Here is a 17426-nt window from a genome sequence, read left to right as displayed (position 1 = left end):
CCGTCACCATCGCCGACTCCGCGGACCCGAACCAGGCCTCCTACCGGATGAGCGTCGACAACCTCGCCGACTGGATCGCCACCCGCGGCTACACCGCCTGACCCACGCCAACGGCACCACCCAACGACACGCACCACCCAGCGACACCCAACGACAAGGGCCGGCCCCACAAGGGGCCGGCCCTTCGTCATGCCTGGGGCGCACCCGCGGCAGCCGGCCCGCGTTGCCCACCCCGGCGGGTCACAGACCCGGACGCGGAACTCCAGCGCCCGCCGGCAGGGCAGCCGACCGACGCGAGCAACCGGCTGGCGGTCAGTCGATCGGGGCCAGGAACTCCAGGCGGTTGCCGTGCGTGTCCTCGGAGTGGAAGCGGCGCATCCCGGGCAACTCGTCGTCGCCCCACGTGACCGGGTGCCCGGCGGCGGCAAGCCGGGCGGCGAGCGCGTCCAGGTCCGGCCAGAGCAGGCCGGGATGCGCCTTGCGGGCGGGGCGGAAGTCGTCCTCCACACCCAGGTGGAGTTCGACGCCGTGCCCCGTGAACCAGCAGCCGCCACGGGCCGCCAGCACGGGCGGCTTGGGCTTCTCCGCCATGCCGAGCAGCCCGACGTAGAAGGATCGGGACGCATCCTCGGAGCCGCGCGGGCAGGCGAGTTGGACGTGATGGATCATGGGGTACCTCCTTGTCCCGAACAATGGCACGAGGTTGCGGAGTTAGCAAGACGGACGTACGGTTTTGTTGACGACGAGATCGGCGGTAAGTGTCCCCTAACCACGGCGGCACCCCGACCGGTGCGACAGACTGCTCAGGACTACTCACGGTCGCTGGTGTGAAGGAGTACGACGTGGCGAGCCTCGACACCTTCGGTGCGAAGACCCAGCTACGCGTCGGAGACGCGAGCTACGAGATTTTCAAGATCAGCAAGGTGGAGGGCCACGAACGGCTCCCCTACAGCCTGAAGATCCTCCTGGAGAACCTGCTCCGGACCGAGGACGGCGCGAACATCACCGCCGACCACATCCGGCAGCTCGGCGGCTGGGACCCCGACGCCGACCCGAGCGTGGAGATCCAGTTCACCCCGGCGCGGGTGCTCATGCAGGACTTCACGGGCGTACCCTGCGTGGTCGACCTGGCCACCATGCGCGAGGCCGTCCGCGACCTCGGCGGTGACCCCACCAAGGTGAACCCGCTCGCCCCGGCCGAGCTGGTCATCGACCACTCCGTCATCGCCGACCTGTTCGGTCGCGAGGACGCCTTCCAGCGCAACGTCGAGCTGGAGTACGAGCGCAACAAGGAGCGCTACCAGTTCCTGCGCTGGGGCCAGACCGCGTTCAACGAGTTCAAGGTCGTCCCGCCGGGCACCGGCATCGTGCACCAGGTCAACATCGAGTACCTGGCCCGTACGATCATGGAGCGCAACGGTCAGGCGTACCCGGACACCGTGGTCGGCACCGACTCGCACACCACGATGGTCAACGGCCTGGGCGTGCTGGGCTGGGGCGTCGGCGGCATCGAGGCCGAGGCCGCCATGCTCGGCCAGCCGGTCAGCATGCTGATCCCGCGCGTGGTGGGCTTCAAGCTCTCCGGCGAGATGCCGGCCGGCACCACCGCCACCGACCTGGTGCTCACCATCACCGAGATGCTGCGCAAGCACGGCGTGGTCGGCAAGTTCGTCGAGTTCTACGGCCCCGGTGTGAGCGCCGTGCCGCTGGCCAACCGGGCCACCATCGGCAACATGTCCCCGGAGTACGGCTCCACGGTCGCGATCTTCCCGATCGACGCCGAGACCGTCCGCTACCTGGAGCTGACCGGCCGGGACGCCGCGCAGGTCGCGCTCGTCGAGGCGTACGCCAAGGAGCAGGGCCTCTGGCACGACCCGGCCGCCGAGCCGGACTACTCGGAGCGCCTGGAGCTGGACCTGGGCACCATCGAGCCGTCCCTGGCCGGCCCGAAGCGCCCGCAGGACCGGGTCCCGCTGGGCAACGCCAAGACGCTGTTCCGCTCGGCGCTGACCGACTACGTGGCCGCTGACGAGACCGGCAGCGACGCCGACCCCCGCGGCGGGGTCCGCACCAACCCGCCGCTCGGCGTGCAGGGCCCCGCCGACGAGGCCAGCGCCGAGTCCTTCCCGGCCAGCGACTCCCCGGCCAACGGGGTCAACGACCCGGCCGACGCCCCGCGTGACCTGGAGACCGCGGCCGTCGGCGCGGGTGGCCGGGCCACCAACCCGATCCGGGTCACCGGCGCCGACGGCACCGAGTTCGAGCTGGACCACGGCGCCGTGGTGATCGCCGCGATCACCTCCTGCACCAACACCTCCAACCCGCAGGTGATGATCGGCGCGGCCCTGCTGGCCCGCAACGCCGTCGACAAGGGCCTGAGCCGCAAGCCGTGGGTGAAGACCACCCTGGCCCCGGGCTCGAAGGTCGTCATGGACTACTACGAGCGGGCCGGCCTCACGCCCTACCTGGAGAAGCTCGGCTTCCACCTGGTCGGTTACGGCTGCACCACCTGCATCGGCAACTCCGGCCCGCTGCCGGAGGAGATCTCGGCCGCGGTCAACGAGGCCGACCTGGCCGTCGTCTCCGTGCTCTCCGGCAACCGGAACTTCGAGGGCCGGATCAACCCGGACGTCAAGATGAACTACCTGGCGTCCCCGCCGCTGGTGGTCGCGTACGCGCTGGCCGGCACGATGGACATCGACCTGGCCAACGAGCCGATCGGCGAGGACAGCGCGGGCGACCCGGTGTTCCTGCGGGACATCTGGCCGAGCACCGCCGAGATCCAGGACGTCATCGCCTCGGCGATCGGCGCCACCGGCTTCAGCGCCGCGTACGCGGACGTGTTCGCCGGTGACGAGCGCTGGCAGTCGCTGCCCACCCCGACCGGCGACACGTTCGCCTGGGCGGGCGAGTCGACCTACGTCCGCAAGCCCCCGTACTTCGAGGGCATGGAGCGGGAGCCGAAGGCGGTCGTCGACATCACCGGCGCGCGGGTGCTGGCCAAGCTGGGCGACTCCGTGACCACCGACCACATCTCGCCGGCCGGCTCGATCAAGGCCGACTCCCCCGCCGGCAAGTACCTCGCCGAGCACGGCGTGCCGCGGCACGAGTTCAACTCGTACGGGTCGCGCCGGGGAAACCACGAGGTGATGATCCGGGGCACCTTCGCCAACATCCGGCTGCGCAACCAGCTGCGGGTCCCGGGTGCCGGCTCCGACGCGGGAGCCGCGCTCCCCGAGGGCGGCTTCACGGTCAACCACCTGACCGGCGAGCAGACCTCGATCTACGACGCCTCGGTCGCCTACCAGGAGGCGGGTGTCCCGCTGGTCGTGCTGGCCGGCAAGGAGTACGGCTCCGGCTCGTCCCGTGACTGGGCGGCCAAGGGCACCATGCTGCTCGGCGTCAGGGCGGTCGTCGCCGAGTCGTACGAGCGGATCCACCGCTCGAACCTGATCGGCATGGGTGTGCTCCCGTTGCAGTTCCCGGCCGGCGAGACCGCCGAGTCGCTCGGCCTGACCGGCACGGAGACGTTCTCCATCACCGGGGTGACCGCGCTGAACGACGGCCAGACCCCGCGTACGGTCAAGGTCAGCACCGACACCGGCGTCGAGTTCGACGCGGTGGTCCGGATCGACACCCCGGGCGAGGCCGACTACTACCGGCACGGCGGCATCCTGCAGTACGTCCTGCGTCGCATGATCGCCGGCTGACGCCGCACGTGTAAGGAAGGGCCCCTTCCTAACGCATAGCGTTAGGAAGGGGCCCTTCCTTACACTCAGGTGGGGCCGGCGCCCGCCGTCACCAGTGCGGGCACGTCCGCGGCGGGGTCCAGGGTGTACGGGTAGTACGTGCCGGGCTCGACCACGGTGCCGTTCGTCTCCGGCACCCCCGAGTCGACGTACACGTTGTGGCGTTGCACGGCCCGGCCGGGGCCGCTGTCGGCGTAGCCGCTCGCCGAGTACATCGGGTGCGGCACGTTCCGGAAGTAGTTCCCCTCCACCAGCAGGCCGGCGTTCTCGGTCGACGCCACCCCGTAGAGGGCGTTGCCGAGGAAGTAGTTGTTGTAGACGTGCACCGGCTCGCCGAAGCGGACCCGGGGGTGCCGCTGGCGGCTGTTGTCGAAGAAGTTGTGGTGGATGCTGACCTTCAGGCGGCCGACGTCGGTGGAGGCCGAGCCGTCGGAGTGGCCGATCAGCATGGCCTTGTCGGCGTGGTCGAAGTGGTTCCACGACACCGTCACGTAGTCGGCGCCGCGGACGATGTCCACCGAGCCGTCCACCGCGCCGGAGAAGCGGTTGTGGTCGATCCAGATGTGGTGGGAGTTCTGGCCGATGTTGACCGCGTCGTCCTCCGCGTTCGTGAAGTTGATGTTGCGGACGATCACGTTGTACGACCGGTAGAAGTCGAGGCCGCCACCGGTGATCTCGGCGTCGCCGACCCCGACGATCGTCTTGTTGGGGCGTACCCCCTGCTTGCTGGTGATCGCGATCCGCCCGGTGACCTGGATGACGAGCGGGCCCACCGTGTCGATGTACTCCAGGAGGTCCGCCGCGTTGGTCGCGGTCACGGTCGGCCCACCGGCGCCGCCGGTGGTGCCGTTCTGGCCGAGGGCGTCGACGCCCGCGAAGCCCTCCGGGGCGGCGGCGAGCGACGGCGGGGCGGTGGCGGCGCCGGCCGCGGGCGGCAGCTTGCCGACCCCGGCGCCCGCCGGGACGACGGTCGGCACGGTCGCGGCCGGGTCGAGGCTGTACGGGTAGTACCCGCGCGGGTCCGGCACCGTGCCCCGGGTCTCGATCGCGTGGTTGCAGGCGACCAGGATGTTGCCCCGCTCGACGATCCGGCCGAGGTCGCCGCTGAAGTCGACGCGGCCCGGGTTGTTGACGCTGTAGAAGTAGTTGTTCTCCATCAGCACGGCGGCGTCGTAGGTGGAGGCGACCCCGTAGCTGTTGTCGTTGTAGTAGTTGTTGTAGACGTGCGCGAGCGCGGAGAAGCGGACCCGCGGGTTGCGCTGGTCGGAGCGGTCGAAGAAGTTGTGGTGGTAGGTGACCCGGAGCCGCCCGATGTCCTGCGGGCCGGCGTCCTCGTCGTGGCCGAGCAGCAGCGTCTTGTCGTGGTCGTGGAAGTGGTTCCAGGAGACCGTGACGAAGTCCGAGCCGCGCTTGACGTCCACCGCGCCGTCGTCGCCGTTGGAGAACTCGTTGTGGTCGATCCAGATGTGGTGCGAGAACATCTGGACGTTGATCAGGTCGTCGGTCGCGCCGGTGAGGTGCAGGTTCCGGATGATGATGTTGTGCACGGCGTCCGCCGGGGGCGAGGTCACGTCGTCGTCGACCGGCACCCCGATGGTGAGACCTCCACCGGAGAGCGTCGCGTCGTCGCCGAGCCCGACGATCGTCTTGTCGGAGGCGACGTTCCACATCCCGTCGTTGCCGCCGGTGGGCAGGGTGATGGTGCCGGCGACCTGGATGACGTACGGCCCGGGGCGGGCGATGTGGTCGAGGAACTGTGCGGTCGTGGTCACGGTGACCACGGGCCCGCCGGCGCCGCCGGTGGTCCCGGCCTGGCCGAGGGCGTGGACGCTGGCGAAGCCGTCAGCCGCCGCGAGCGGGCCGGCGACGTCGGCCGCGAGCGGGCGGCCCGGGAGGAGGGCCGGCAGGTGCGCGGCGGCCGGGGGCGCGGCGACGGCCGGCGGGGCCGGCACCAGCAGCGCGGTGGCCAGGCCGGCGGCGGCGAGCAGCCGCCGTCGACGCCCGGGCCGCGGGGGCCGGGCGGTGGTGCGGGTCGCGAGCATGGTTTTCCGCCTTTCTCGTACGGCGGATCGCCGGGCCGGCGCACGACGGCGCCTGCCCACTGTCGGTGCACGGTCAGGCCGGACCGGACGCGGGGGGACGGATTCGCGCCAGGGGTGCGGCCCGGCTCCGGGCGATCAGCCAGGTGATGGACGGCGGAAAGCGCTTTCCAAGCTCATGCTAGGCAGCTAGATTGATCGAAGTCAATCAAAGGACCAACTCGCTGGCAGGCGGAGTCCTGGCACGGGAAGACCCCCTGCGGGGGCGGTCCCGTGCCAGGGTTGCACCTGGGCGGTGCGGCGCCTATCCGGTCGTGCCGGCGCGGCGGCGGGCCTCCCGGGTCTTCATGGCGTGCTCCATCAGCGTGATGAGCACCTCCTTGCTGGACTCCCGCTTCCGGGCGTCGCAGAGCAGCACCGGCACCCCCGGGTCGAGGTTGAGCGCCGACTGTACCTCGTCGAGCCGGTACTGCCGCGAGCCCTCGAAGCAGTTCACCGCCACCACGAACGGCGTGCCACGGCCCTCGAAGTAGTCGATGGAGGGGAAGCAGTCGGCGAGCCGACGGGTGTCCGCCAGGACCACCGCGCCGAGCGCGCCGAGCGCCAACTCGTCCCAGACGAACCAGAAGCGGTCCTGGCCCGGGGTGCCGAAGAGGTAGAGCACCAGGTCGTCGCTGATGGTGATGCGGCCGAAGTCCATCGCCACCGTGGTGGTCGTCTTGCTCTCCACCCCGGACAGGTCGTCGATGCCGACGCCGGACTCGGTCAACACCTCCTCGGTACGCAACGGGCGCGTCTCGCTGACCGCGCCGACCATGGTGGTCTTGCCCACGCCGAAACCGCCCGCGACGAGGATCTTGATCGCGGTGGGCAGTGGCGTCGCTCCCGCCGGCCGCTCAGAGTGCCCGTAGTCCATTGATTACCGCCTCGAAAACGCTGTTGTCGGGAAGGCCGGCCGTGGTGTGCGGTTCGCGCACCTGCACCAGGCTGCGGGCCGCCAGGTCACCCAGCAGGACCCGGATGGTGCCCACCGGCAGGTTCAGGTGGGCGGCGATCTCGGCGACGGACTGGATCCGCTGACAGAGCCCGACGATCGCCAGGTGTTCCGGGCCCAGTCCGGTCTCCGGAATCACCTCCGCGCGGGTCGCCGTTACCAGGGAGATCAGGTCGAACGTGCCGGTGACCGGCCGGGCCCGGCCACGCGTCACCGCGTAGGGACGCACGACCGGGCCGGCATGGTCGTCGACCCACTGGTGCTCCGAGGACTCCCCCTGCACCGCCATCCGGCTACTGCTCGCCGGTCGGCTGCTCGGTGTTCCGGGACGGCGACGCGACGTACTTGCCGACCCGGGTGACGAGCATCGCCATCTCGTAGGCGATCAGGCCCACGTCGGCGTCCTCGGAAGCGAGGACGGCGAGGCAGGCGTTACGCCCGGCCGCCGTGACGAACAGGAACGACGACTGCATCTCGATGATGGTCTGCTGCACCTGCCCGCCGCCGAAGCGCTTGCCCGCTCCCCGGGCCAGGCTCTGGATGCCGGCCGCCATGGCCGCCAGGTGCTCGGCGTCGTCCCGGCTGAGCCCTCGCGAGGCGGCCATCAACAGGCCGTCCGTAGAGAGCGCCACCGCGTGTTCGGCTTGCTTCACCCGGCCGACCAGGTCGTCCAGCAACCACGTCAGGTCGGCACTCGAAGCCGTCTTCTGCGCCACTCGTCGTCCTCTTCTCCCCCGGCTGTTGTCGCCGTGCTCGTCTCGGTCGCTGCCGCGCCGCGCGGATCACCCGCACCGCGGCGGCGCCCGGTCAGGTCGCTTGCAGGTCGTCGCCGGCGTCGGGTTCCTCGCCGGCCTCGGTTCGGCTGTCGCCCGTCCCGCCGAGCAGCCGGGCGGCGTCCGTACGGCCGCGCCGGGTGCCGGTCTGGTACGAGCTCATCATCCGGCGCACCTGCTCCGGCGGGCGCGCCATGTCCTGGTCGTCGGCACCGTCCGCGGCGGGCTCGTCCCGCAGCTCCGGCACGATACTGGCCTGCCGGACCCGGACCGGCAGGCCCGAGTCGGTACGCGCCACGACCTGCCGGGCCGCCGGTGCCGGGCCGCCCGCCGTCGTCGGCCCGGTGCCCGCCTCCGGGGCGGCCGGAGCGTCGGTCGGCGCGGGCCGGGGGGTCGTCACGGGCAGGCCGGTCGGGAAGGTCGGACCGTCCAGGGCGTACTGCTCCGACCCACCGCGCGGCCGGGTGGGCAGTCGCACGTCGAGCGCCGGGGCGGCCGGCAGGCTGCGGCCACGCGACCGGGTGGGCAGCGGGGCCCCCTCGGAATCCCCCGCGGCGGGGGTGTCGGCGTCCGGCCGGGGGCGGGCGGCGAGCGGCTCGGTCAGCGTTCCCGGCACCGGGCCGACCGGCTGCTCGACGGCGGGCGCGACGCGGCCGGACGCCCCGGGCACCGGGTCGGCGGCGGGCAGGCCGGCCGGGAACCCGCCAGAGGTGTGCGGGTCGTCGTCGGCGGCGGTGACCAGCTCGGCCGGGATCAGGACGACGGCGGTGGTGCCGCCGTACGCGGACTCCTTGAGCTGCACCCGCACGCCGTGCCGCTCGGTCAGCCGGCTCACCACGTAGAGCCCGAGTCGCGCGGCGTTGGCCAGGTTCAGCTCGGACTGGTCGACGATCCGGTCGTTCGCGGCGGCCAGGTCCTCCTCGCTCATGCCCAGGCCGCGATCCTCGATCTCGATGGCGAACCCGTTCGGCACCAGTTGCCCCCGCACCTCCACCGAGGTGTGCGGCGGCGAGAACGACAGGCCGTTCTCGATCAGCTCGGCGAGCAGGTGGATGACGTCACCGACCGCGCGGCCGGTGAGCGAGACCGGGCCCAGGGGCAGCACGTTGACCCGGGTGTAGTCCTCGACCTCGGCGACCGCGCCCCGGACCACGTCGACCATCGGCACGTTGCGCCGCCAGGCGCGGCCGGGGGTGGAGCCGGAGAGCAGGATCAGGTTCTCCGCGTTGCGCCGCATCCGGGTGGCCAGGTGGTCGACCCGGAACAGGTCCTCCAGCTCCTCGGCGTCGTGCTCGCGACGCTCCATCGCGTCGAGCAGGGTGAGCTGGCGGTGCACCAGCGCCTGGGTCCGCCGGGCCAGGCTGAGGAAGACCTCGCGCACGTTGCGGCGCAGCTCGGCCTGCTCGACGGCGGTGCGGATGGCGGTCTCCTGCACGGCGTTGAACGCCTTGCCGACCTGGCCGATCTCGTCGTCGCCGAACTCCAGCGGAGGCGCCTCCTTGGCGACGTCGACCTCCTCGCCACGGCCGAGCCGCTCGACCACGCCGGGCAGCCGCTCGTTGGCGAGCCGGATGGCGGCCTCACGCAGCCGTTCCAGCTGCAACACCAGGGCCCGGGCGGTGGTGATCGACACGACGATGGAGGCGACGACGGCGAGCAGGCCCAGACCGGCGGCCAGCACCAGCCGGAGGACGACACCGACGGCGATGGGCGCGGCCCGTTCCACGAGCGCGTCGCCCGCCTCGATGATGAAGCGCTGCTGCTCCTCCATCACCACGTCGGCCGCCGCCCGCCACTCCGTCGCCGACACGGCAGGCCCGTCGGCGCCCCGCCCCGCCAGGGCCACGCGGTCCTCCAGGGACCGGAGCGTCGTGTACGCCGCACCGCTCTGCAGGGCCTCGAAACGGGCCCGGTCGGCGGCCGCCAGCTCGGTGCGGGTCTGGCTGGCCACATAGCGCTGGGCACCGGCGGTGCGGGCGAAGAGGGCGGTCTCCTCGGGCGTCATCCGGCCCGCGGCCAGCGCGCCGGTGACGAGTGCGTCCTCCTGCGACAGCAGCTCGCGGACGCGCACGAGCTGGATCAACGCCGCCGTCTCCTGGGTGAACCGCTCGTCGTCCAGGTTGCCCAGCGACCCGTACATCCGCAGCACCGAGTCGATGAGCTCGGTGTACGTCTGGGTGGCGGCGGCCCGGTCCACCTGGCGGGCCTGGATCGACTCACGCACGCCGTCGAGCCGGTCCAGCCCGGCGACGACCAGGTCGACCTGGCGCTGGCTCTCCTGGGCCGCGAGGTCCACCCGCCAGCTGCTGACGGACTTCCGGAACTTCTCGGCGACGCCGTCGGTCTTGCCCCACTGCGCGTCGAGCCGCTCGCGCTCGGCCGGACCCGAGCCGCCCAGGTACGCCGCGGACGCCCGGCGTTCCGCCTGCAACTCCAGGACCAGCGGCTCACCCGGCTGGGCGACCTGGGCGTCGAGCACCTGCACCCAGAGGAGGCTGACGCCCTCCCGCAGGGTCACCCACGCGGCGAACGCCCACAGCGCAACGAGCGAGGCCAGCAGAGCCACGACTTTTCGGCGCAGATTGGAACTGCGGGAACCCATTTGAAACCATCCCATGGCGGGGAGCCTGATTCATCCGATCGGCGGTTCAGCATGGCGCTTCGACCGACCCGGCGCACGGTAGCAGTGTCCCGACGATCACTCAAGCGTTCCTGATCATGACCTGTGCGTGGTGGAGCCCGTCCGGTTCGGGAGTCACCGTCCGATGTGGTCGGCGAGCCGGGCCAGGTGCCGCGCCGCGAGCACGGCGGCCCGCACGATGAGCACCGGGTGGTAGAGATCCTTGTCGTGCCACAGCGGAACGCCGTCGGCGGCGCCGTCCGGTTGACCGTCGAGGTAGGCGAGCGCCCGGCGTACGACGCCGGCGAGGCCCGGCCGGGGCGGCCGGCCGGTCCCCAGCAACACCTGGAGGGCGTACGCGGTCTCCTCCGGCGTGCCCGTCCACAGTCCCCACGAGCCGTCGTCGCGCTGGGTGTCCCGCACCCAGCCGGCCGCCCGGTCGAGCACCCCACCGGTGGCGTCGGGCGCGTACTCGGCCAGGCTCGCCGCCACGCTGGCCGTCGCGTAGTACGGCGAGGCGTGCCAGCGGTCCGTCCAACTGCCGTCGGCCTGCTGACCGGCCACGAGCCAGCCGGCCACCCGCCGCGCCATCCCGGCGTACGGGCCACCAAAGGTGTGCCGGGCGTGCCAGCCCAGCGCCTCCAGCACGTGGGCGTTCGTGGTGACCGACGCGCCGTCCTCGCCCTGCCAGGTGCAGAAGTGCGCGCCGGTGTCGTACGCGAGCAGGCTGTCGGGCGCGACCGGGAGGCCGAGCCGGGCCAGCGCGAAGAGGGTGACGGCCGTGGTGTCGGCGTCCGTCGGTAGGCCGGGCGAGGTCGCCACGCCGGTCGGGCCGAGTGCGGCGGCCAGGCCGGCGGCGAGTTCGGCGACGAGTGCGGCGGGGACGCCCGTCGTCGCACCGACCCGGGCCAGGCTGCTGAGCACCCAGGCCCGTTCGAACACGGCGATGGGGGTGGTGCACGGCACGGGTCCGCCACCTCGCGCGACGGCCCCCGTCAGGTAGCCGAGCGCGGCCCGGTCCACGCCGGGCCGGGCGGGACCGCCCAGCCAGGCGGCGGTCGCGGCGGGCGAGGCACCGACGGCGCCGGCCACGGGACGGGGTCGCAGGTGCGCCCGTGCCCGCTCGTCCAGCACCTCGAAGGCGTGCCACAGCTTCTCCGGCACCGGACCGCCCGCGGCGAGGAGCCGGCCGACCGCCTCGGTCCGGTGCCGCGTCATGCCGTGCGGCAGCGGCAGCACCTGCCGCTGGGCCGGCGGAGCACCGGCGGCGAGGAGTGCGTCGATCCGGTCGACCAGCGCGGGCACGATCAGGTCGACGCCCGGCATGTCCGGCACCGGTTCGGCGGCGACCAGCAGCCGGTCCCGCAGCGCCGCGACGCCCCGGCCCACGGCCGGCGGCAGCCGACGTGCCTCGGGCACGTCGGCGCGCCCCGGGGCCCCCTGCGACCGCAGCAAAGCCTCGACGGCGCTCAGGGTCGGCACCAGGCCGTACGCGCCGGGCGCTCCCCACCCGCCGTCGGCGCGCTGGGTGGCCAGCAGGTGCCGCAGCCGCTCGGCGTGCCCCGGCAACCAGGGCGCGTCGCTGACCAGCCGGCCCGTCTCGTACACCGAGGGCGAGACCGTCCCGGCGGGCGCGGCCAGCATGGCCGCCACCAGCTCGCGGCCGGCGGCGGCGAGCCCGGGGCCGACCAGGTCCGGGACGGCGACGGGTGCCGCCGTCACGCCATCCCCCAGAAGTCGGCGAGCTGGTAGAAGCCGCTGCTGAACCCGATCTGCCGGGCCAGGTAGTCCGCCTCGCGGGGACAGTCCGACCGGAGCGGGACGAGCATGTCGTGGCAGGTGTCCACGAGCGCGGCCAGCCGCTGCTCCACCTGGCCGCGGTCGTCGACCAGCAGGATGGCGTTCAGGTCGCCCCAGCGCAGGTCCCGCTCGTAGGTGCCGAGGTCGTTGACGAGGCGCAGGGCGCGCTGCACCTGGTCGCTGACCGCGACCAGCTCGTCCAGCCGGGCGAGGGTCGCCTCGTCGCCCGTGTAGAGCCAGTGCGCGACGTTGACGATCGTGCAGGCGTGGTTGTCGGCGTTGTCGAGGTAGTCGTCGAGGCTCGGCAGGCGGTCCCGGCCGCCGGAGCGCCACGCCGCCTTCCACTCCCACTCCCGGGCCATCGCCCGCACCGTCGCGTGCAGGCGGTCCCGCCACAGTGGGCGGTACGCGGCGAAGGCGGGCGCCACCGCGAGTTCCTCCTGGAGCGCGGCCAGGTAGCCGCCGAGGTGGTCGTCGGCGCCGGCCGGCTCACCGGCGGCCACCGCGAGGCAGCGCGTGACGAGGCCGTCGACCTCGTCGCGGGACTGCGCCCGGTGGTCGATCAGCCAGTCGAGGGCGAAGCCCCAGAGCACGGTCCGGTTCGCGGCGCGCAGCTGCTCGGCCGTGCACCACGGGGCACCGAACGCGATGGCCAGCGAGATGTTGGCGAACAGCATGGTGTCGAACGGCTCGGCGGGGAACAGCTCGGGGTGCGCCGCCGCCGACGCCTGGAGGTCGCGTTGGCCGCGTACCGCCAGGCCGCAGATCCGGCCCTGCTCCCGCGCGTCGCGCAGTTCGTCCCGCTCGGGCCGCGCCGTCGCCGGGATCACGCCGGTCTCCGCTCGCGGACCGGGGTCAGTGCCATGGTCACCGGCCGGCCCGGGCGCAGGGTGGCCGCCAACTGCTTGGGCGGCATCCCGGCCTCGCGCAGCCGGAACCGGTAACGGCTGAGGATCGTCGCCACCACCAGCGGTGCCTCCAGGTTGAACAGGTACATGCCGAGGCACTGGTGCGGGCCGCCGCCGAACGGGAAGTACGCGTACCGGTGGCCCCGTCGGGGCTGGTCGGCGCGGAACCGGTCGGGGTCGAAGGTGTCCGGGCGGTCCCAGTACCGGGCCAGCCGTTGGGTGACGTAGGAGCTGACCGCGACGATGCTGCCGGCCCTGACCCGGGTGCCCCCGATGACGTCGTCCGCCACCGCCGTGCGGGGCACCAGCCAGCCCGCCGGGTACATGCGCAGCAACTCGTCCATCACGGACCGGGTGTAGGTGAGGGCGAGCAGTTGGTCGCGGCTGATCACCCGGTCGGCGCCCACCACCTCGTCCAGCTCGGCGTAGAGCCGGCCGGCCACCTGCGGGTTGGCGTCCAGGATCGGCCACAGCCAGGTCAGCACCGCGTACGTGGTCTCCGTGGCGGTGGCGAACATGGACACCACGTCGTCGCGGACCCGTCGCTCGTCCAGCGGCCGGCCGTCGTCGTCGCGGGCGGAGACCAGGGCGGCGAGCAGGTCGTCGCCGTCACGCGGGCGGGCCCGTTCGGCCCGGACCAGGGGCAGCATGATGTCGTCGACGACGCCGATGGCCCGGCGCAGGGCGCGATCGCCCGGCACCGGTACGGCGTCGGGGACGAAGGGCAGGAGCAGTCGTAGCCGCAGCGCCGTCACGATCGTGTCCTGGGCGGCCACGATCCGCAGCTGGTCGGCGAGGCCGACCCGGTCGGCGAAGAAGACGCTGCTGATCGCCCGGCAGATCACCCGCCCCAACTCGGCGCCGGCGTCCAGCCACCGGCCGGACCGGGCCGGCTCCTCGAACTCGTCGACCGCGTCGCTGACCGCGCGGCTCATGGAGTCCACCAGGGAGTCGATCCGCTTGGCGGTGAAGTGCGGCTGCATCCGCCCGCGGCTGGCCTGCCACTCCGGGCCGTCGGACATGATGCCGTCGCCGGTGAGGCGCCGCACCGGTCGCCACAGCATGCTCTGGCCGCCGCGGGTGTAGTTGGCCGCGTTGTCCCGCAGCACGTGCTGCACGTGGGCCGGCTCCGTGACCAGGTAGGGACGGATCGTCCCGACGTTGAGGCGGAGGACCTCGCCCGGGGTGGCGTCCGCCAGCGCGACGAGCCTGCCCAGCGGATCACGCAGCAGGCCGGGCATCCTCCACAGTGGCACCGTCCGCGCCGTCCGTACCGGTGGGTCTTCGGCACTCCGGTCAGCCATGGCTTCCCCGCACTCGCGGCTCCTTCTCGCTCACCGTCACGCAGCGTTGTGACGGAACGTCGCTGGGACGGCCGCCTTGCGTCACGATTTCGGGAAGCATGCCATCACCCGTCGAGGCTCCGCTAGCCGCCATACGAGAATTTTGTTCATGGGAATACTGATCCATGAAGGACTTCGTGGCGGGCGTCACTCCTGGAGGGTGCGCAGGTAACGCCACTCGGCGGCGACCGGGCGGTACCCGAACCACCCGTTGACCGCCCGCATCGCGTCGTTGCCGGCGTCGTTCAGCGTGGACGCCCACCGGAAGCCCGCCGACCGGGCGGCCAGCAGCGACGCCCGCTTGACCACCCGGGCGAGACCCCGGCCCCGCCACCCGCCCCGGGTGCCGGTCATCCCGGACAGGTAGCGGTCCACGCCGTCGGTCAGCGCGACGGTGAACGCCACCACCACACCGTCGGCCACCGCCACCGTACTGAGCGTCCGGTCCAGGTCCGGCCGGTCCCAGTACGCCGCCCGCCAGTCCGGGAAGCTGATCACGGCCATCCCGACGTCACCGGGCTCGTCGGCGGCGGCGGCCAGATCCGCCTCGTGGAGCGGGCGCGGATCGGGCAGGTCGGCGGCCGTGGTCAGCCGCACCCCGGCGGGCGGGGCGGGCGCGTCCGGCAGCACCGCGGTCGCCAGGTCCAGGCCCAGGATCACGCTGCGCCGACCGGGTCGGTAGCCGCGCCGCTCGGCGAAGGAGATCGTCGCCGGCTCGTCGTCGACCCGCGCGTACGCCCGGCGCACGCCGAGCCCGACGAGCCGCTCCTCGGCGGCGGCGAGCAGCGCCGAGCCGATGCCCCGCCCCCGCTCCCCGGGGCGCACGACGAGGTTGACGAAGCCGAGCCCCGGCTCGGCGCTCTCGTGCAGCAGTCCCGTACGGGCGACGCCCGCGATCCCGCCGCCCGCCTCGGCGACCTGCATCCCGAAGCGCTCCGCCGGTTTGCCGGCCGCCTGCCAGGCGAGCAGCTCGGGGGTGACGACGAGGTGGGGTCGGGCGGCGCGGAGCAGTCCGGCGACCGGTGTCGTGTCGGAGGGGCCGGCGGCCCGGACGGTGAGGACCATGGCTGGGCAAGCTACCGCAAAGGCCGGCGCGGCGGGGGAATCCGGGCGCGCCCGCCCGGGCTGTGCCAGGCTCAGGGCATGGACGACAAGACCATCCTGAACCGGATCTCCGAGCTGGTCGACGAGGAGCACCGGTTGCGCGCCGACGCGCAGGCCGGCGAGTCGGGCACCGACGACGACGCCCGCGCCCGGCTGCGCGCGCTGGAGGAGTCGCTCGACCAGTGCTGGGACCTGCTGCGCCGGCGGCGGGCCGCCCGGCAGGCCCACGGCGACCCGGAAGCCCAGGGCGGGCGCCCCGTGTCGGAGGTCGAGCGCTACCTCCAGTGACCCGGGTCCCGGGCGGCCGGCGCGGGCCGCCCGGGACGTCCGGTCAGCGGATCCCCGCCTCCCGCAGCAGCAGCTCGGTCAACGCGGCCGGGTCGGCGTCCACCGTGGGCAGGCCCCGCGCCGCGAACCAGGTGGCGACCACCCGCACGTCGCGGGCCAGGAACTCCGGCCCCTGCGGGTTGGCCACCACGTCGACCACCTGCGGCAGGTCGATCAGCACCAGCCGCCCCGCGTGCACCAGCAGGTTGTACGGCGACAGGTCGCCGTGGGCGAGGCCCGCGCGGGCGAGGACCACCAGGGCGTCGACGAGCTGCCCCCACAGTTCGCGCAGTTCTCCGGCCGCTGGCCGGAGCTGGGCCAGCCGGGGCGCGGCCTGCCCCTCGTCCTGGTCGCCGAGGAACTCCAGCATCAGCTCGGTGCCGCGCAGCTGCACCGGGTAGGGGACGGTGATCGTGCCGTAGCGGGCGCCGACCTCCCAGAGCCGGGTCAGGGCGGCGAACTCGGCCGCCGCCCACTGCCCGGCGATCATCTGCCGGCCGAAGGCGGTCCGGCCGGCCATCGCCCGGTTCTCCCGGGACCGGCGGACCCGGCGTCCCTCCAGGTAGCCGGCGTCGCGGTGGAACAGCCGGTGCTGGGCGTCCCGGTATCGCTTGACCGCCAGCAGGCAGGACCGGTCGGTGCCGGGCACCGCCCGACGGACCAGGTGGACGTCCGCCTCCTTGCCGGTCTTGAGTACGCCCAGCTCGGTGTCCTTCGCGGCCAGCTCGGTGATCAGCCAGTCCGGGTGGGGGTCCGGGCCGTGCACGGCGTCGTCCCAGGAGGACCAGCGCTCCCCCGTCTCCGGGTCGGGCTCGGCGTCGGGGTCGGCGGGGGCGGGCTCGGCGGGCCGGCCGCGCTTCAGGAAGAGTTGCTCGTCGTCGTCGAAGCGGCGCTTGCCGCAGGTACGGCGCTCGCGCGCCGGAAGGTCGTGATCGCGCACTGCGGTGGTGTTCCCTTGCTCGAGGCTGATGGAGGCAGGTGGAAGTGACCTGCGAAGACGGCCATGACCGACCCCCTCTCCTCGACCGGGCACGGGCCCGGGTGCACGATGCGCCGACCATGCTCGCGGGGCGACCCCGCCCGGGTCAACCGAATTACGCCCGCCGCGGCCGGCGTTCCGGTGCGCCGGCGAGCACCGCCGCGACGGCGGCGATCACGCCGTCGGCCGTGCGGGTGGGCGCGAACCGGCTGTCGTCCCAGGTGCGCCCCCGGTGCAGCCAGACGCTGGGCAGGCCCATGGCGGCGGCGCCCCCGATGTCCGCCTCCGGGCCGTCGCCGACCACCCAGGCACCATGCAGCGGCAGCCGCACCCGGCGGGCGGCCAGCGCGAAGATCCTCGGATTGGGTTTGCTGACCCCGACGTCCTCGGAGATCACCCAGTCGGCGACGAAGCGGTCCAGCCCGGTACGCCGGATCATGGCCTCCTGGTGGCGGACCCCGCCGTTGCTGACCACCACGGGCGTCCAGCCGGCCTCGCCGACGATCCGCAGCGCGCACGCGACCAGCGGATCGAGCCGGATGGCGGCCAGGACGCCCTCGTGCAACTCGTCGACGAGGTCGATGGACGGGTGCTGCAACCCGTACCGGTCCCGCACGGCGTCGGCCACGTCCCACCGGTCGGTCAACCCGTCGGCGTCGATGGAGAGCAGCCAGTCGATGTCTGTGGGCGGCGCACCGACGCCGGCCAGGAAACGCTCCCCCCAGGCGCGGAACGGACCGGCCCGGTCGAGCAGGGTGTTGTCCAGATCCAGCAGGAGCAGTGGCACCTG

Annotated in this window: 14 protein-coding genes and 1 pseudogene; 3 read left to right on the top strand and 12 right to left on the bottom strand. The window is 73.1% G+C overall.

Annotated features, from left to right (window positions below):
- Positions 1 to 101 (top strand): annotated as a pseudogene (locus tag ABZ809_RS16350) (phytochelatin synthase); the annotation flags it as partial.
- 211 nt (positions 102 to 312) lie between these two features.
- Here the strand turns inward: ABZ809_RS16350 and ABZ809_RS16345 are convergent.
- Positions 313 to 669 carry a VOC family protein gene (locus tag ABZ809_RS16345; protein WP_357563307.1) on the bottom strand — a complete coding sequence of 119 codons (357 nt, stop codon included), beginning with the start codon at positions 667 to 669 and terminating at the stop codon, positions 313 to 315.
- A 158-nt stretch (positions 670 to 827) separates the two neighbouring features.
- Here ABZ809_RS16345 and ABZ809_RS16340 point away from each other — a divergent pair, with 158 nt between their 5' ends.
- Entirely contained in the window at positions 828 to 3710 is a 2883-nt protein-coding gene (locus ABZ809_RS16340; RefSeq protein WP_357563306.1) for an aconitate hydratase, read from the top strand.
- A gap of 65 nt (positions 3711 to 3775) precedes the next feature.
- Here the strand turns inward: ABZ809_RS16340 and ABZ809_RS16335 are convergent, their stop codons facing one another.
- The 9 genes from ABZ809_RS16335 to ABZ809_RS16295 form a co-directional block, all read right to left on the bottom strand.
- Complete coding sequence (locus ABZ809_RS16335; protein WP_357563305.1) at positions 3776 to 5791, bottom strand: hypothetical protein; 2016 nt, start codon at positions 5789 to 5791, stop codon at positions 3776 to 3778.
- 301 nt (positions 5792 to 6092) lie between these two features.
- Complete coding sequence (locus ABZ809_RS16330) at positions 6093 to 6704, bottom strand: ATP/GTP-binding protein (protein WP_357563304.1); 612 nt, start codon at positions 6702 to 6704, stop codon at positions 6093 to 6095.
- Entirely contained in the window at positions 6685 to 7071 is a 387-nt protein-coding gene (locus ABZ809_RS16325; RefSeq protein WP_357563303.1) for a DUF742 domain-containing protein, read from the bottom strand. Before ABZ809_RS16325 ends, ABZ809_RS16330 begins: the two co-directional genes overlap by 20 nt.
- A gap of 4 nt (positions 7072 to 7075) precedes the next feature.
- Positions 7076 to 7498, bottom strand: coding sequence for a roadblock/LC7 domain-containing protein (locus ABZ809_RS16320; RefSeq protein ID WP_357563302.1), 423 nt, complete (start codon positions 7496 to 7498; stop codon positions 7076 to 7078).
- A 91-nt stretch (positions 7499 to 7589) separates the two neighbouring features.
- On the bottom strand, positions 7590 to 10172 hold the full coding sequence (locus tag ABZ809_RS16315) for a nitrate- and nitrite sensing domain-containing protein (protein ID WP_357563301.1): 2583 nt from the start codon (positions 10170 to 10172) through the stop codon (positions 7590 to 7592).
- 138 nt (positions 10173 to 10310) lie between these two features.
- On the bottom strand, positions 10311 to 11897 hold the full coding sequence (locus ABZ809_RS16310; protein WP_357563300.1) for a prenyltransferase/squalene oxidase repeat-containing protein: 1587 nt from the start codon (positions 11895 to 11897) through the stop codon (positions 10311 to 10313).
- The gene (locus ABZ809_RS16305; protein ID WP_357563299.1) at positions 11894 to 12805 is read right to left on the bottom strand and encodes a terpene synthase family protein; all 912 of its coding nucleotides are present in this window, start codon (positions 12803 to 12805) and stop codon (positions 11894 to 11896) included. The genes ABZ809_RS16310 and ABZ809_RS16305 overlap by 4 nt, the downstream gene beginning before the upstream one ends.
- Positions 12802 to 14139 carry a cytochrome P450 gene (locus ABZ809_RS16300; protein ID WP_357563298.1) on the bottom strand — a complete coding sequence of 446 codons (1338 nt, stop codon included), beginning with the start codon at positions 14137 to 14139 and terminating at the stop codon, positions 12802 to 12804. Before ABZ809_RS16300 ends, ABZ809_RS16305 begins: the two co-directional genes overlap by 4 nt.
- Positions 14140 to 14373: 234 nt before the next feature.
- The gene (locus tag ABZ809_RS16295; RefSeq protein WP_357563297.1) at positions 14374 to 15291 is read right to left on the bottom strand and encodes a GNAT family N-acetyltransferase; all 918 of its coding nucleotides are present in this window, start codon (positions 15289 to 15291) and stop codon (positions 14374 to 14376) included.
- Between the two features lie 78 nt (positions 15292 to 15369).
- Between ABZ809_RS16295 and ABZ809_RS16290 the strand changes: the two genes are divergently transcribed.
- Positions 15370 to 15618 (top strand): DUF2630 family protein, encoded by a 249-nt coding sequence (locus ABZ809_RS16290; protein ID WP_357563296.1) that lies wholly within the window; start codon positions 15370 to 15372, stop codon positions 15616 to 15618.
- Between the two features lie 43 nt (positions 15619 to 15661).
- On the opposite strand, the gene ABZ809_RS16285 is transcribed toward ABZ809_RS16290, so the two are convergent.
- Both ABZ809_RS16285 and ABZ809_RS16280 read right to left on the bottom strand, forming a co-directional pair.
- Positions 15662 to 16597 (bottom strand): RIO1 family regulatory kinase/ATPase, encoded by a 936-nt coding sequence (locus ABZ809_RS16285; protein WP_357563295.1) that lies wholly within the window; start codon positions 16595 to 16597, stop codon positions 15662 to 15664.
- A gap of 154 nt (positions 16598 to 16751) precedes the next feature.
- Entirely contained in the window at positions 16752 to 17423 is a 672-nt protein-coding gene (locus ABZ809_RS16280) for an HAD family hydrolase (protein WP_357563294.1), read from the bottom strand.
- Positions 17424 to 17426: the final 3 nt, after the last annotated feature.

This window comes from Micromonospora sp. NPDC047074, from assembly GCF_040643815.1.
GTDB lineage: Bacteria > Actinomycetota > Actinomycetes > Mycobacteriales > Micromonosporaceae > Micromonospora.
The sequence above is the reverse complement of the archived record's forward strand: the minus strand, read 5'-3'. Positions and strand labels throughout refer to the sequence as shown.

What these genes read in the sequence shown, in the direction of transcription:
- ABZ809_RS16345 (WP_357563307.1), bottom strand. Translation starts at nt 669, where the DNA reads ATGATCCATCACGTCCAACTCGCCTGCCCGCGCGGCTCCGAGGATGCG.
- ABZ809_RS16335 (WP_357563305.1), bottom strand. Translation starts at nt 5,791, where the DNA reads ATGCTCGCGACCCGCACCACCGCCCGGCCCCCGCGGCCCGGGCGTCGA.
- ABZ809_RS16330 (WP_357563304.1), bottom strand. Translation starts at nt 6,704, where the DNA reads ATGGACTACGGGCACTCTGAGCGGCCGGCGGGAGCGACGCCACTGCCC.
- ABZ809_RS16325 (WP_357563303.1), bottom strand. Translation starts at nt 7,071, where the DNA reads ATGGCGGTGCAGGGGGAGTCCTCGGAGCACCAGTGGGTCGACGACCAT.
- ABZ809_RS16315 (WP_357563301.1), bottom strand. Translation starts at nt 10,172, where the DNA reads ATGGGATGGTTTCAAATGGGTTCCCGCAGTTCCAATCTGCGCCGAAAA.
- ABZ809_RS16295 (WP_357563297.1), bottom strand. Translation starts at nt 15,291, where the DNA reads ATGGTCCTCACCGTCCGGGCCGCCGGCCCCTCCGACACGACACCGGTC.
- ABZ809_RS16290 (WP_357563296.1), top strand. Translation starts at nt 15,370, where the DNA reads ATGGACGACAAGACCATCCTGAACCGGATCTCCGAGCTGGTCGACGAG.